This window comes from Bartonella taylorii, from assembly GCF_023920105.1.
Taxonomy (GTDB): Bacteria; Pseudomonadota; Alphaproteobacteria; order Rhizobiales; family Rhizobiaceae; genus Bartonella; species Bartonella taylorii.
This window is the reverse complement of sequence record NZ_CP083693.1, coordinates 32,526-46,877: the sequence shown is the minus strand read 5'-3', so window position 1 is coordinate 46,877 and position 14,352 is coordinate 32,526. Positions and strand designations below refer to the sequence as shown.

General features: G+C 41.2%; 15 protein-coding genes and 1 pseudogene. 5 read left to right on the top strand and 11 right to left on the bottom strand.

From position 1 onward, the window contains the following. Positions 1–205: 205 nt before the first annotated feature. The 4 genes from LBE40_RS00225 to LBE40_RS00210 form a co-directional block, all read right to left on the bottom strand. Positions 206–358 carry a hypothetical protein gene (locus LBE40_RS00225; RefSeq protein WP_155814720.1) on the bottom strand — a complete coding sequence of 51 codons (153 nt, stop codon included), beginning with the start codon at positions 356–358 and terminating at the stop codon, positions 206–208. Between the two features lie 299 nt (positions 359–657). Further along, the gene (locus LBE40_RS00220) at positions 658–855 is read right to left on the bottom strand and encodes a hypothetical protein (protein WP_040296766.1); all 198 of its coding nucleotides are present in this window, start codon (positions 853–855) and stop codon (positions 658–660) included. Positions 856–861: 6 nt separating this feature from the next. After that, on the bottom strand, positions 862–1,251 hold the full coding sequence (locus LBE40_RS00215; protein WP_004857624.1) for a hypothetical protein: 390 nt from the start codon (positions 1,249–1,251) through the stop codon (positions 862–864). Between the two features lie 312 nt (positions 1,252–1,563). Beyond that, a complete protein-coding gene (locus LBE40_RS00210) occupies positions 1,564–1,881 on the bottom strand; it encodes a helix-turn-helix domain-containing protein (protein ID WP_004857626.1) in 318 nt (105 codons plus the stop codon). Between the two features lie 470 nt (positions 1,882–2,351). On the opposite strand from LBE40_RS00210, the gene LBE40_RS00205 reads away from it, so the two are divergent. Further along, positions 2,352–3,521, top strand: a complete 1,170-nt coding sequence (locus tag LBE40_RS00205; protein WP_004857628.1) for a YdaU family protein — start codon at positions 2,352–2,354, stop codon at positions 3,519–3,521. A 1-nt stretch (position 3,522) separates the two neighbouring features. Then, positions 3,523–5,358: a toprim domain-containing protein gene (locus LBE40_RS00200; protein ID WP_004857630.1), complete on the top strand. Its 1,836-nt coding sequence runs from the start codon at positions 3,523–3,525 to the stop codon at positions 5,356–5,358. Here LBE40_RS00200 and LBE40_RS00195 read toward each other — a convergent pair. Both LBE40_RS00195 and LBE40_RS00190 read right to left on the bottom strand, forming a co-directional pair. Continuing rightward, entirely contained in the window at positions 5,355–5,897 is a 543-nt protein-coding gene (locus LBE40_RS00195; RefSeq protein WP_252615203.1) for a hypothetical protein, read from the bottom strand. The two genes, LBE40_RS00200 and LBE40_RS00195, sit on opposite strands and share 4 nt — an antisense overlap. Before the next feature lie 20 nt (positions 5,898–5,917). Continuing rightward, a complete protein-coding gene (locus tag LBE40_RS00190) occupies positions 5,918–6,076 on the bottom strand; it encodes a hypothetical protein (protein ID WP_252615202.1) in 159 nt (52 codons plus the stop codon). 130 nt (positions 6,077–6,206) lie between these two features. Here LBE40_RS00190 and LBE40_RS00185 point away from each other — a divergent pair, with 130 nt between their 5' ends. The 3 genes and pseudogenes from LBE40_RS00185 (at position 6,207) to LBE40_RS00175 (ending at position 9,401) form a co-directional block, all read left to right on the top strand. Then, the gene (locus tag LBE40_RS00185; protein ID WP_004857633.1) at positions 6,207–6,752 is read left to right on the top strand and encodes a hypothetical protein; all 546 of its coding nucleotides are present in this window, start codon (positions 6,207–6,209) and stop codon (positions 6,750–6,752) included. 144 nt (positions 6,753–6,896) lie between these two features. After that, a pseudogene (locus LBE40_RS00180) lies at positions 6,897–7,041 on the top strand (50S ribosomal protein L3); the annotation flags it as partial. A 2,036-nt stretch (positions 7,042–9,077) separates the two neighbouring features. Then, positions 9,078–9,401, top strand: coding sequence for a hypothetical protein (locus LBE40_RS00175; protein WP_004857636.1), 324 nt, complete (start codon positions 9,078–9,080; stop codon positions 9,399–9,401). Between the two features lie 669 nt (positions 9,402–10,070). Here the strand turns inward: LBE40_RS00175 and LBE40_RS00170 are convergent. The 5 genes from LBE40_RS00170 to LBE40_RS00150 all read right to left on the bottom strand — a co-directional run bounded on the left by LBE40_RS00170 (position 10,071) and on the right by LBE40_RS00150 (position 14,078). Then, positions 10,071–10,367, bottom strand: a complete 297-nt coding sequence (locus LBE40_RS00170; RefSeq protein WP_004857638.1) for a hypothetical protein — start codon at positions 10,365–10,367, stop codon at positions 10,071–10,073. A 1,210-nt stretch (positions 10,368–11,577) separates the two neighbouring features. After that, a complete protein-coding gene (locus LBE40_RS00165; protein WP_004857642.1) occupies positions 11,578–12,156 on the bottom strand; it encodes a hypothetical protein in 579 nt (192 codons plus the stop codon). Positions 12,157–12,161: 5 nt separating this feature from the next. Continuing rightward, a complete protein-coding gene (locus LBE40_RS00160; protein WP_004857645.1) occupies positions 12,162–12,530 on the bottom strand; it encodes a hypothetical protein in 369 nt (122 codons plus the stop codon). A gap of 110 nt (positions 12,531–12,640) precedes the next feature. Continuing rightward, positions 12,641–13,702, bottom strand: a complete 1,062-nt coding sequence (locus LBE40_RS00155) for a DUF6990 domain-containing protein (RefSeq protein ID WP_004857646.1) — start codon at positions 13,700–13,702, stop codon at positions 12,641–12,643. Continuing rightward, the gene (locus LBE40_RS00150; protein ID WP_004857648.1) at positions 13,692–14,078 is read right to left on the bottom strand and encodes a hypothetical protein; all 387 of its coding nucleotides are present in this window, start codon (positions 14,076–14,078) and stop codon (positions 13,692–13,694) included. Before LBE40_RS00150 ends, LBE40_RS00155 begins: the two co-directional genes overlap by 11 nt. Between the last annotated feature and the right edge of the window lie 274 nt (positions 14,079–14,352).

Genomic DNA, 14,352 nt, shown 5'->3' with positions numbered 1-14,352 from the left:
TTTCCCCCATCTTATTTTTCCCCATTTTGTTGTCCTTTACCGTCGTGACACCTTTTTGCCCGACGTGATATTCAAATTACCTCCCTCTCATCTTTAAAACATCCGCTATAGAACACTTCCCCTACACACGCTCTCCACCTATCCCTTAAATCTCCTCCCCCCCGCCGTGATTTTTGTCAACTCCTCCAAATCAACGCCGCCACCCCTAACAGCTGAAGCAAATACCTGAAACATTTTTGCTCCCTCCACCACCACCAGCGAAAAAACCCTCGCCCCCCCACTCCTTCAATAAAATGCCCTCCCCCATATCCTCAGACACACATCCGCCACCATAGGAGCTTTGAGCTTCTCTATCCAAACGCTTACCCTTAACTTGCCTCCCTTGCTTCTTTCTTTGGCTCCTCCTCCCCCCAACATTTTTCCCGCACCTCTCCCATAAATGCGAAACCCCACTTCTCCCTTAAACCTCCTCAATATCCCCCCTGATTTTTGTTAACTCCTCCAAATCAACGCCGCCGCCCCTAACAGCTGAAGCAAATACCTGAAACATTTTGCTCCCTCCACCACCAGCAAAAAAACCCTCGACCCCCCTCCTTCATTCAGGGGCACAAATGCTCCCTCAATGAAGGACTCCTCATTCAAAGCTCAAAAGTCTCTTCACTCATGCTGTTGCACGACACAAAAATCATCTCGGAGATATTCTTCCGACAAGTTTTTCGCGACACACTCTGCAGCCTCTCGTGATATGAAAAGAACTGCATTGTGTTTTTGTGGTTCGAGTCTGATGGTAGTTTTAGTATTTCCAGCGTAGTAAAGTGGAAACCCCTGATAAAAAGTCTTGAGATAACTGGCCATGATTTTTCACCACCAGTAATCGCTCAAAACATCACATGGGCGCAAGCGATGCTGCTTTTCATAAGAGCCATAGAGATTATCTTCATAATCGCGTGCAACTTTGCCCTCTAAACAAGCATGGTATGCATCACTATTAAGAATAAATGGCTGGAGTTGTGTATCTTGTTCGTCGATTTCATGATTTGCCACGTAGAAATCAGCGAGTTGTTCACTCACATCCTCCGCATGAAGTGTAGTAAGATCAAGGCGTAAAAGTCTGTGAACAGTTTCATATTCTTCGATAATCTCGAGCACTTCTTCGATTTGGTCGAGTGGTCCCTCATAAGCATCACTCTTTTCCTCTTCACAAAGAATAATAAGAATTTCATCCTCTTTAACGAATGGAATATTTTTCATAATTCCCCCCCTTTCGATAGTTGATAAAGCACAGCTTTGTCTTGACAAGGCCGAATATACCGTTAGTCTTATATCCTCTATGGGAGATATGTCAAATATTTTATCCTCAATAAAAGATACATTTTTAGTCTTTACGACGTCAAAACGGCACACATGAAGAAAAACTTGTCCTATTTCATTCGCCCTATGCCTTTATATTGTTCTCTATTTGTTCTTACTCAACGCAACCACAAAAAGACAGGAGAGCTAAAATGAGTGACTTAGAATTGATAAAATACTGGCGTACTCTTGATGAAGAAACACAAAAAGAGTTTATTCTGATGCTTCGCCAGGTGGTCGCCGCAAAAGAGTCAAAATCGCCTGTCTTTCCTCAGGAGAAAGCTTTGAAATAAGATCTATAAATTCTTTATCTTCAAAACTTGCACCTTCCCCATAAAGGATATAATTCATACTGATATTAATTTCATGACAAATCCGCGCGAGTGACTCAATTGTTGGCTCTTTCCCTTCAGCGAGAATGGAATGGAGGTACCCTGCTCCTTTTCCGGCTGCGAGAGAAATAGATCGCTTTGACCGTCCACTTTTTTCAAATGCTGCATTCAATCTTTGACGCCAACCATCAATATTCATAATTTCACCATATAGCGCGTCTTAAAAAAAAGACACGTCCTTTTGCAAAATGGACTTGATTTATCCTCTAAAAAGGATAAAATTAAGTAAACAAATTTTACTTTTTTTGGGGGAGACAAAAGCGCATTTTCGAGTCACAAAAACAATTCGCCACCCCAAAGGATGCAAAAAGGGCCCCCGAAAGCGCCCCCCGAAAACCCAAACGTTTAGAAATATTGTTCTATTTATCCTTTGCCATCGACATAATCTCAAACTGTAAGGTTGCACGCACTTAAAGCACGTCCAATGATTGATTAAGCTTCAAAAAAATACCTAAAGCGCCATCAACTAACAAAATAAACTGCAACAAAACCGAACCGGTTTGACTCAAGCGTCTCAACTTCAATCAAATGTCAATGCATACATAAAAACACTGTTCTCGGTTTTATTGTGAAGTGAAATGTATAAAAAAGAAGAAAGTGGATTGAAACATGAAATACGCCAATCAACAAGAAACTCCTTGCTATGAATCGTCTAGGCTTCCTTATGTGTGTTGGTATCAAAATGATTTTCTAGGGGGAGTTCGTGGAATGCGTGCACACGAAATTGGAATCTATACGATTCTTCTCAACGAAATGTACGCCCGCGGTCGTCCTTTAGAGTTATCGGTAGAACGTTTAGCGCGTCTTTGCGGTTGTGACAAGCGAACTTTCACGAATGTTTTAGAAATGCTGATAGAAGAAGGCAAAATTTTAAATTTAGCAGGTGGTTTATGGAATAAGCGGTGTGAAAATGTGTTTCAAGAGCGAGCAAAATTGCTTGAACAAAAATCCTTTGCGGGGCGTTCTTCAGCAAAAAAACGCAAAGAAATCAATGCTGAGATTCAACAACAGCTCAACGAGAGTGCAAGAGATGATAAACAAAACTTAGAAGCTCAAAAGGAAGAAGAAAAGGAAACACCTAACGGTGTTTCAGAAAAGCACTTTTTTTCTTTTTCTACGACAAAGGAGAAGAGAGAGCGGGGGGAAATATTTGCGCACCTCTCTTCTCCGCTCCCATCCACAAAACCTTCCCCACTCCCGCCACCACAACGAGATGTCACTAAGAACCCTCCTCACTCTAGCAGAGAAGCAGAAAACCTTTCTGATACTAACGTGAGCGCAGAAGCCTTACAAAACTCTAGCAAGAAAGCTAAGAGCCTTCTCATCGCACCAGAAAAAACGGGGGAATTTACCGATTCAGACTCTCTTCCCCTCTCAATGGCAAGCATAGAAAATCTCACCAGCGTGCAGGGAAACACAAAAAACACCCCTAAGATACGCAACCAAACCAAAAGCCGCGAAACAACAATACCCAAAGGGCATCGTCTTCCAAGCGATTGGCAAGCAGATATCAATGCGGCGATCTCAGAAGGTTTGAATGAGGAACAAGCCCATTGGCAAGAAAAAAAATTTCGTGATTATTGGCATGCAAAAAGTGGCAAAGAAGCGCTTAAAGTCGATTGGCAAGCCACATGGCGCAACTGGTTTCGCCGAGAAATTGAGCGGATAAAGGAACAGCAGGAAAAACTTGCGACTTTTTCCGCTCATCCCTCTCTCACACCACAAAGTAGCAACGACGAAGCTCTCTACCGCACTCTCATAAACTACCGTATATCTTAACATGAGCACGATTTTTGAGATAAAACAGCAACTTATTGCACAAGCAGGTGCAATAGCAGAAATGCTACTTCCACAAGGGCACAAACGCGGCAACGATTGGATTATAGGCAACACGCGTGGTGAAGCGGGAAAAAGTTTATCAGTATGCCTGAGCGGAGAAAAAGCAGGGCTTTGGTATGATTTCGCAGAAGGAAAAGGAGGTGATCTTTTAGACCTATGGTGTGAAGTCAAAGGTATCAGCCTTTCTCAAGCGCTAGAAGAAGCCCGTGCCACTCTCAATCTGACGCGTCCAAAACCCTTTATGGCCCCTCGTCATTCTTATCGACCCCCACCGGTTCCCACAGGTAGCACGCCACAGAATTTGGTAAAAACCTATCTCCACAAAGAACGCCACATCCCCCTTGAGATTTTAAAGCGTTACCGCATAGGAGAAGATGGAGAAAAAATCATCTTTCCCTTTTATAAACCCGACGGCACCCTTGCTCTCGTAAAAGAACGACTAGCACAAGCGGGAGCAAAACCAAAACCAACAGCAGCACAATGCGAACCGATTTTGTTCGGCTGGCAAGCTCTTTGCCCCACCAACCACGCACCCACCACCGCACAACACGCTTTTTCTTCGACAAATCGTACAATTGTCATCACTGAAGGAGAAATTGATGCACTTTCCTTAGCCGCCTATGGATATCCAGCACTTTCCGTACCGTTTGGAGGGGGAAGCGGGGGCAAACACAACTGGATTGAAAATGAATTTGATCATTTAGAACCTTTTGAAACCATTTTTTTAGCCACCGATATGGACAAACCGGGTGAAGAAGCAGCACGTGAAATTGCCAGCAGGCTTGGCCGTCACCGCTGCTACCGTGTACACTTACCCCGCAAAGATGCGAATGACTGTTTAACCGCTGGAATTGATACAGACACCATAAAAGCAGCCTTTTTGTCAGCGAAAAGCTTTACACCAGAAGGATTACGGCACGCCTCAGACTATAAAGATCAAGTCATAAGGCTGTTTTGGCCAGAACCTGAACAGCATCTTGGTTACACGGTCCCCTATCCTAAACTCAACGGCAAACTGTATTTCCGCCCCGCAGAATTAACACTATGGAGCGGCGCAAGTGGTGCTGGAAAAAGCCAACTGTTATCAGACTGTATTCCCCATTGGATCTCTCAAAAGAGCCGCCTTTGTTTAGCCTCACTGGAAATGAAAGGAGAACAATCGCTGCGCCGTTTAACAAAACAAACAGGAGGCTTAGAACACCCCACAAGAGAGATGATTGAGCGGATACTTCATTTTTTAGATGATGGGCTGATTCTTTATGAACATGTTGGCAAATCGAGCGTAGACACATTGCTGGATGTCTTCGACTATTGCCGCGCACGCTATGGCTGCGATCAATTTATTATCGACAGTCTCATGCGCCTTGGCATCTCTTCAGATGACTATGCCGGACAAGAACAAGCAGTTTATAAAATGGTTGATTGGGCTGTTTTAAACGCAGTACACATTCATCTTGTTGCCCATGCACGCAAAGGTGGTTTGGATAAAGATATCCCCGGTACAGAAGATATTAAAGGCGCCTCAGAAATTGGTGCCAATGCCTTTAACATCATCACCATTTGGCGCAATCGCTCATTAGAAGATAAAATTTTTGCCGCATCCCTCAAGCAAGAAAAAGTGGAGTTAGCCAAACGTCCCGGTGTGATTATGAATATCGCCAAGCAACGTTCAGGTGATTTTGAAGGAAAAATCGGTCTTTGGTTTGATCCACAAACCTATCGCTATCGCTGTTCCTCTGAACGCCCATTAACGCCAAGGCGTTATCTTGAACGCTAAACCCAAAACACCACCCTCTCGAAGAACGCTTTCCTTACCACACGAGCACACCTTGCTCCATGATAAATAAAAGGAGAGGTAAATCCAAAAATCAAGCAAAACACCCACTGATTCGAAAACCAAAGCCAGTCCACCCCAAGACGCTGCGCTCCCCCATAAGCAAAACCAAAGACAGCGCCCACAATGCAGGAAAACACCAACCCATTCAAAAGCCACAACGACCTCTGCAAGACTGTATCGCCTCGCTCCCGCATAAGGAAACCCCGCATAAGAAAACCCAAGAGCAACTTCAACAATGAAGCCAAAGCCAGCGCCATCAAGAAAATCCCCGTAAGACCAATGCTCCTTGCTCCCACGTGACTAATGACAAGGATAACGCCAAGGACAATGCCCATCACGAAGGAAAACACCCACCTATTCGAAAACCAAAGCCAGTCCACACCAAGACGCTCCCCTTCCGCATAAACAAAACGAGAGACAGGGCTATAAATGAAGCCAAACGCCATCCACTTCCAAAAACTCCCCCACGTAACCCCCAACCGCCTCAATCCCATATAAATCAAAGCAAAGACAAGGACCACATAGCAGCAAAACGCCAACCACGGCAAAAACACGCCCCACTTAACAGCCATATTCCCCGCTCCTTCATAAACAAAAACCAAAAACTACAATGCAATAAAAAACCACCGCCTTCAAGAACAACAAACCACCCAAACACCAAGCCCCCATTTCCAGCCCCCCCTCAAGGAAATACCCAGCAAAGCCTACCCCCTCAAACACCTAGAGCAACTTATATCCGATTTTTTTAACAGAAAACCAAACGACATTTTTTAAGGAGAGGAAATGACATGAAAGATCAAGAGACAAAAAAAAATAAAGAGAAACAGCACATTGGCCACTTAAAAACGCAAGAAATCCCCGTTAAAACGAGTAATCCTTACTTTCAACCAACCCATCCAGAAAGCTTCAGTAACCCGCGCACCATCAAAGCCATTGCCAATGTACAAAGCCGTCCCATCGCACTTTTATACGCAAAAGGGCACATCAGCAAAGCGCAATATAAAGCAGCAGAACGGTTTTATGTTTACTGGCGTCAAAGTCAGGCAGACCTCCACATGAGTCCTGACTACACGCGTGAAAAGGTTGAGAACAGCCAAGGTTACACACACCCCATTGAACGTCAAATAGAAGCATCCAACCATTTAAAAACAATCAAGGTCGACCTCGGTGTTCTTGGCTATTCGCTTGTAGAAAAGGTTGTTGGTTACGGTCAAGCAATCAAAGAGTTAAGCGACTCAAAACGCAAACAAAATTCCCTCGCGGATCATTTACGAGATTGTCTAGACTTGTTAGCATTTCATTGGGGATATGCAAACCGTAGGGACTCTCAATAATCCCTCACTTCCCATAACAGAACAGCAGATTGAGTCAGCACACACTAACCAAAGAGCCAATGAAACATTGCAAAACACAATCTTTCTGTTGGTGTAGATATAGAAATTAAGCTCTGAGGTTTGAGGAAAGAAAGAACAAACTCGATACATTCAGGTGTAAATGCACAAAAGCTAGGCATGACCCGTATTTATGGTGAACATGTACCAATAACAGTACTTCGTCTGGAGGACTATCAAGCCGTTGCTCAGCGTACAATTGAAAAAAAATGCTTACACTGCTGTTCTATTAGACTTTGCTAACTTAACAATACGATAACGATATACCCATGCAATGGACTTAAAGAACGGCAAGAAATACCTGTAACCAATTTCACTATTCCCCTCTCCCCGCAACGCATTCTACAAGAAATCACCCCACAAACAATCATTCAACCAGCAACCATCCAACCAACAACCACTCCACAGAGAATCACCTTCTAAAAGCTCCCCCTTCCACCAGCAACAAACCTTATGATTTCATCTTTGCACAATCAGACTTGTCTTCTTGAAAAAAAGGAACATGAATTTGAATATACTATTCAACACTGTTTTTTCAGAGCTTTTTTATTAACCGACAACCGCTCCACAGGGAATCACTCCGCAGGCAATCACCTTCTAAAGACAGCCTTTCCACCAACAACCGCTTCATCGAGAATGATTCTCTACCACCCCACAGAAAATCAACCTCAATGACATGCTTTCACTTAGATAAACGTTTGCAGTTTCTTTCATACCTTTATCCATGTTCCCCTATCTGTCCAGATCACCATCCATCGAGAACATAGAATCACTCTCAGAATTTTTTGCATGCACAAACAGATTTTTAAAATGATTCTTTTTTTCGAAATAAAATTTTCATAAAAATAAAAGCGCTGTTTTGCAACAAAAGCATATTTTATATAACACTTTAAAATATTTTTAGCAGAATGCATTTCGAAGAAAGATAATATATTACCGCATAAGTTTAGAACAAAACAATAATTATTAAACTATTTCTCCTCTGAATATTATTTCAGTGTGTTTATTTCCTGTAAAACAAGCATTTTATAGGCACATAGTTTTATAAATCTTGTGCGAATAAACAAAAACAAGAAACAACCAAACAGCAGTACCCCAATATCCCCCTTACTATAGGTTTTTCAGCTTTTTTGCTCTTATCCCCAGTTTCTGCCTTAAACCATTTAATGTTGAGGATACAAGATAAATATCCATAGAAAATACAACAGCCAATCGGTATAAGATAAAAAATATAAATCTTCTTGGCTATCTCTATTTTTCTTACAAAATATATCTAGCCTCCACGGGACACACCCCACCCTTAAGGAGTGTATCCCGACCCTCACGGGACACACCCCACCCTTAAGGAGTGTATCCCGACCCTCACGGGACACACCCCACCTTAAGGAGTGTATCCCGACCCTCACGGGACACACCCCACCTTAAGGAGTGTATCCCGACCCTCACGGGACACACCCCACCTTAAGGAGTGCATCCCGACCCTCACGGGACACACCCCACCCTTAAGGAGTGCATCCCGACCCTCACGGGACACACCCCACCTTAAGGAGTGTATCCCGACCCTCACGGGACACACCCCACCTTAAGGAGTGTATCCCGACCCTCACGGGACACACCCCACCTTAAGGAGTGTATCCCGACCCTCACGGGACACACCCCACCTTAAGGAGTGTATCCCGACCCTCACGGGACACACCCCACCTTAAGGAGTGTATCCCGACCCTCACGGGACACACCCCACCTTAAGGAGTGTATCCCGACCCTCACGGGACACACCCCACCTTAAGGAGTGTATCCCGACCCTCACGGGACACACCCCACCTTAAGGAGTGTATCCCGACCCTCACGGGACACACCCCACCTTAAGGAGTGTATCCCGACCCTCACGGGATGCACTCCATCCTTACGGAGTGCATCCCAACCCTTATGGGGTGCACTCCTGCCCTCACAGGATGTTCCTAACTCTCTCACAGACAATTCGCTCTTATGAGTCCGCTTATGGCTCAAAAAAGAAGTTTGCCAGCAGCTATTTTTGTCACTTATTCCCGTATGACAACATGCATAGAGCCTTCAACTTCACCTTTTACGCACTCATAAAACAAATTCTGAAAGAATTGATTAAGGCAAATAAGGGTAAATTTTGTCAAATTGTAGACAAATTTTATTCTTTTTTATGACTGTTGCATTTTTACTATAGTTATCTAAATTGAATTTATGTATGATACATATTGATATTTATTTATGAAAATAAATCATAGGAGAAAAACTATGAATGTCAGATATTTTTTCATAGCGGGGGCAATTACAAGTGGTTTAGCTCTTGCACTTCAAGAATCTGATCGTAGTGTAAATAAACAACCCTCTCCTATTATTGCTCCTTATACTGTTGAAGAAAATGATTTAGAGCTTCTTGAACCAATAAGTGGGACATTGGATACATTGAATATACTAGGAATACAAAGTAACAGTGTTGTATATAGACCAGAGGTGGAAGATTTATATCAACAAGGGGAAAATTTACTGCATGCATTATATAATTTTGTACGTTCTGTTATCATGTTTTGCATAAATATGCTTTTTTCTAGGGGATAATGGATTGTATAGTTAACTATTTCTAAAGTTTTCCCACACACATTGCGATGTATTATAAAGTTAAATATTGAAAAGTACTCAAAAAAAAATGGGGGCTTACTTATACTTCGCTTTTTTATCAGCGATGTTCTTTTTCTGCCTTCACTAACGCCCCCTCTCTAACATCTTTGTTCTCGCTTGCCCCCCTCATTACTCTAAAGTTAGTAGATTCTCATTGCTGATCACTTGTGTGACTCACTTCATCGGCACAGGCTCACCGGATAAGCCTCCATCCTGAACAGTTAGTTCAACTTTATTCTTATACGAAAGAAGAGAGCATCAGATACAGACAAGACTCATTTTTAAGACGAAATAAACGGTTCTTCACTTACCGTCCTGAAAGACCATATTGTACAGAATGAAAGATAAGAATCATTTTTCTCAAACACAAAACAACAACAAACAAAGATCTTTTCTTTAAAATCTTCAAAGACGAGAGAACGATGAATTTGGCATTGGTTATTTCTCCCACGCGATTATTTCCCCCATGTAATTATTTCTCATGCCTTGATTCGCGTTATTTTTAGCCCATTCTCTTTTAAAATCTTACCATTATTCTTCATTTTTCTTAAAACTTTTGAGAGATTCTTTATATCGTATAAAAGAAGCCCTTTCTCAATTCCCCTTTTCTCAACAATTTGTCGTTCTAAACGAATCAATACTTACATCGGTAAATGCTCGTTTACCATCCTTGATGGTGACAATATCGAGACAATACTTCCTCCCTCCAGCTTTAAACATCACTTCCTCATCACAATGCAGCAGAACATAAGATGCCCCATTGGTTTCATCTGTCGAATAAGCTACAATATCCTTTTCTAAAGGCAGAGCGCTGTATTGAGAGCGAAACATTTTATGAAAGCCAAAATCTCCCTTAGCCCATTGTAAAGATTCATCAAACGCCTGCTTTAAGCGATCCTCTGTCACTCTCTCTTAAAAAATTTTAAGTCCCTTAGCCACAAACGTCATCTGCACCGCTAGCAAAGTTTGAGAATTATAAGGATTAATAGTCCGGTAAAAAGCAGCAAAATACCGATCATAATTAAAAACCCATAATCAAATTTTGGGCAATCTTTGCTAACTTCATCATGAGATGAGAATTTACACTTCGCGGTCCGATAAAAAGACGGTGGCCAAATGATCGCCTTTTCCCTCAATTTCAACCGCTCACCACAGAATTTTCAAAAGCACCGTTGACATCTTCCATGGTCAAAACTTCATCAAAGCCATATCATCATAAACTTCATAGAGCTCTTCTTGCTCTTCGTCTTCTCCGGTCTGTTCCCATATCTCATCCCTCTCATGGCTTCTCAAACGCTATATCATGTTCTTTCAAAACACTTTTCAGTTCTTTTCTTAACCGGCAATACATTCTCACCTGCTTAAACACACCATAATAAAGTATCAAAACATACACGGGAATAAAAGCAACCCACGTCACCACCCACACAAACACCATAGCAAATATTGCTATAAGAATATTGTAAATTTTCCCCCTATCACTCTTTTTATACCAATCCTTTTGGTGACAAGTTATTTTACCCCGTTGCGGGTTTATTTCTTTCAATTTCTGAGTATTTTTTTTCAACAAACGCCACAATATTATGCAGAGTATTAACATAACTGGTATCAAGGCAAGAACACATATTTTAATAACTTCCCAGAACACGAGGATAGAAAAAAGAGTGTTGTGCTGCCACACTGTCAATTCCCATTGTGCCAAGGATAGTATAGAGAGAATCTTGTTCCACAGCGCAATGAGGAGTGAAAAGGAAAAAATTACAATATACTCCCTCGAAGAAAAAAACTCTTTCGCGAAAAAAGAGCGCAGTTTGTTATAAAATGCTAAATTTTTCCACTTCATTTCCTGAGGCTTTTACAAGGACACAATTTTTAACGACATGCTGACTTTAATAGCACTTCAAGCACTACATATGCTTTTTCATTGCTTTTCTTAATTGTCGCGTTACCTTGGAATACACCCTCCAACGCTTGATAAAAGAATAATACAAAGCAACCACTGCTGCACTTAAGAAAAACTCAAGGATTACCCTCACCAAAGAAAGGAGAAAAAAGAATTTTATTATTACAAACTCAGCTACCATCATCTTAATCTATTTTGCACCCTCTCGCGTTCTCAACATTGATCTTGTTGTCGCGTTATTTCCTTCAATTGCTGGAGCTTTTTTTTCAACTGAGAGGTTAGTATTGCGCGAAGTACCAAAACAACAGGAAGCGTTATCAGAACACATGCCGAAATAAAAGTGAGCAGCAAAATGAGACAAGCAAGCACCTTAAATCCTTCCTTGTCTCTGCCTATAATAAAACTTGGCTGGAAAAAGAAAGCTATATAAACATAAGCTTTGAAGGCCATAATGATGAGAGAGATGACAGATATGATGAGATAATCTTTTCTAGAAAACGCCATCAACTTTTTGAGTGAAAAGGGGTCCGCCCCTCTATGCGGTATTGATGTGTCTGGTGATAAATTCTGATACTTACTTTTCTTTTCATTTCTTACAAGACAACAAAGATGCTGCGGATGTTCTTTCATCACGCGTCTTTGTTCCTTTACTCTATAATACAATCTCAAACGCTTGATCAAAGAATAATAAGGCATCATAATAATCGTATTAACCAAAATGGCAAAGACCACGATACTGGTAGACATGGAAAAAATGAATGGCATTATAAGAAGAAAAATAGCTCCTTTCATAGCGTTTACACCTTGTCTGATTTATCTTGCATCTCAGCCATTTCTTTCACTTGCTGTATTGCTTTTCTCAATTTACGTTCCCGAATACTGCGAACGCCCCAAAAAATAGGTAAAGGTATGAAAAGACAGACCCAGATTAAAACTGGAAGAAGAAAAATAAGATAACCCACACCATTCCAACTTTCTCCATGCAACACTTCTGGTAGAGGTGTTGCAAAAGCAGGAACTTCTAAAACCATCATGATGAGAAATGTGTAGAACGCGATGAGAAAGTTGCCCAATGTCATTTTATAATTTTTCAACGAAAACATCATGAATGTTTCGAACAAAAAAGAACGCGATTTCTTATTAAATGTTGAATTTTTTGCCTTCATTTTTTCCCCTTTTTTATTCTTCATTTACCTTAATTTTTAACCTATTCTTACTTTCTCTAAGTTTTTTATTTTCCCATCTTTAATAGTAAAAATATCACAACAAGATCTCCTCAATTCTCAGCCTCAAACATCCCTCCCTCATCACACACAATGCATCCTTTTTGCCTTAATTCTTGTTTCATCTCCTCAACACATTTTCTATGGTAATCCCTATATTTATTGCATAACTCCGAGTCTCTAGCTCTAAAATGCTGATAGCTGACCACTTTCAGAGACAATTTCTCTGCAACCCGTTCAAGTAAATCATAACTGAGATGCGTTGCCTTGGCACTTTCTTCTGCCAACACCACAGCACGTTCAAGATGTATTTCTTCAATGTGTTCCTCAAAGCCAAGTCGATTACCTTGTGCAAAGCTTTTTCTATAAGAGAGTAATGTCTCAACATCACCAAGCAACGCCAGAGCCCCAAGATGTAGCAAAGCAGTATGCTCTCCTGTAGCCTCATCACCTTCCCAAGGTGGAGTGCCATATCGGGTATGAAGCACTTCATGAAGATTAACAGCTTTCATTGCCCATTTTAAAGCTTCATTAAGCGCCTGCTTTAAGCGCTGAGCACGCACCCTTTCTTCAAAAATTTCAAGTCCCTTAGCCTCAAAATTCAATGTTAAATCTGGCAAAGTTTCAGAATTGCTAGGGTCAATAATTTGACAAGCAGCAGCAAGAAGACCAGTCACAATTAAAAATCCATAATCAAACTGCGGGAAACCTCTATTGATTTCATCATTATAAAGAATTTGCACTTCTCGTTCCGGTAAATAATAGGTCGCAAGATGATCACCTCTTCCCTCAATTTCAATCAACCATCCCAAGCTCTTTAAAAGCGCTGTTGCACTTTTCATAGTCAGAACTTCGTCATCATCATAATCTTCATGAGGCTCTTCGCACACTTCTTGTGCACACATTCGTTGAGCTGCTGGTTCTTTCTCCCATGAACCTTCCAGCACTGTATCATTTCGAAGCACGCGTTTTAGTTCTTTTCTTACCCGACAATACATTCTCGCCCGCTTGAATACAGAGTAATACAGCGCAAAAATGAGCATACTAATGAAAACGGCCAAAACCGCCACAAATAAGCCCCCCACGATCATTAAACCTATAAGATCAATGCCCATTTTTCCCCCATGACTCTTTAGACAATTCATCTCGTAGACGGGTTGTTTTGTTTCGTTTGCAGATTGCTTCTTCCAGTTTCTGAATATTTTTTTCCAACAAGTACCCCAATATAATGCGAAGCACTAACATAACCGGTATGAAGGCCAGAATACACAGCCCTATAACTTCCTGTAATATATAGACACCAGAAAGAATGGTTTTTTGCCACTCTGTCGGCTCCCAACTTAAAAAGAATGGTACAAAGATGGCTATCCTAAACAGCACTATGATGACAGAGATGTAAAAGAGAACTCTATAATTTTTCGCTGTGAGAAACGCTTCTTCGAATGAAAAAAAGCGCGGTTCCTTATCAAGCGTTGAATTTTTCCCCTGCATTTTCCCTCATTTCTTTTATTTTTCATTTTCTTTAAATTTTTAAGCTTTTCTTAATCTTCTATAAAGGAGCTCTTTATTATTCTCAACAACTGATTGCCCTCAATGAACTTTTATATTCATAAAACTTAACGCATCATCTTTTATGGTTAAAAAATCTTATTGCGATCTCTTAGTTTGCGACTGCAAATATCCCTCCCTCATAAAACATCTTGAGGCCTTTTTACCTTAATTCTTGTTTTATCTTCTCAACAGTTTTTTATGATAATCTCTATTT

What these genes read in the sequence shown, in the direction of transcription:
- LBE40_RS00220 (WP_040296766.1), bottom strand. Translation starts at nt 855, where the DNA reads ATGGCCAGTTATCTCAAGACTTTTTATCAGGGGTTTCCACTTTACTAC.
- LBE40_RS00215 (WP_004857624.1), bottom strand. Translation starts at nt 1,251, where the DNA reads ATGAAAAATATTCCATTCGTTAAAGAGGATGAAATTCTTATTATTCTT.
- LBE40_RS00210 (WP_004857626.1), bottom strand. Translation starts at nt 1,881, where the DNA reads ATGAATATTGATGGTTGGCGTCAAAGATTGAATGCAGCATTTGAAAAA.
- LBE40_RS00205 (WP_004857628.1), top strand. Translation starts at nt 2,352, where the DNA reads ATGAAATACGCCAATCAACAAGAAACTCCTTGCTATGAATCGTCTAGG.
- LBE40_RS00200 (WP_004857630.1), top strand. Translation starts at nt 3,523, where the DNA reads ATGAGCACGATTTTTGAGATAAAACAGCAACTTATTGCACAAGCAGGT.
- LBE40_RS00185 (WP_004857633.1), top strand. Translation starts at nt 6,207, where the DNA reads ATGAAAGATCAAGAGACAAAAAAAAATAAAGAGAAACAGCACATTGGC.
- LBE40_RS00175 (WP_004857636.1), top strand. Translation starts at nt 9,078, where the DNA reads ATGAATGTCAGATATTTTTTCATAGCGGGGGCAATTACAAGTGGTTTA.
- LBE40_RS00165 (WP_004857642.1), bottom strand. Translation starts at nt 12,156, where the DNA reads ATGAAAGGAGCTATTTTTCTTCTTATAATGCCATTCATTTTTTCCATG.
- LBE40_RS00160 (WP_004857645.1), bottom strand. Translation starts at nt 12,530, where the DNA reads ATGAAGGCAAAAAATTCAACATTTAATAAGAAATCGCGTTCTTTTTTG.
- LBE40_RS00155 (WP_004857646.1), bottom strand. Translation starts at nt 13,702, where the DNA reads ATGGGCATTGATCTTATAGGTTTAATGATCGTGGGGGGCTTATTTGTG.
- LBE40_RS00150 (WP_004857648.1), bottom strand. Translation starts at nt 14,078, where the DNA reads ATGCAGGGGAAAAATTCAACGCTTGATAAGGAACCGCGCTTTTTTTCA.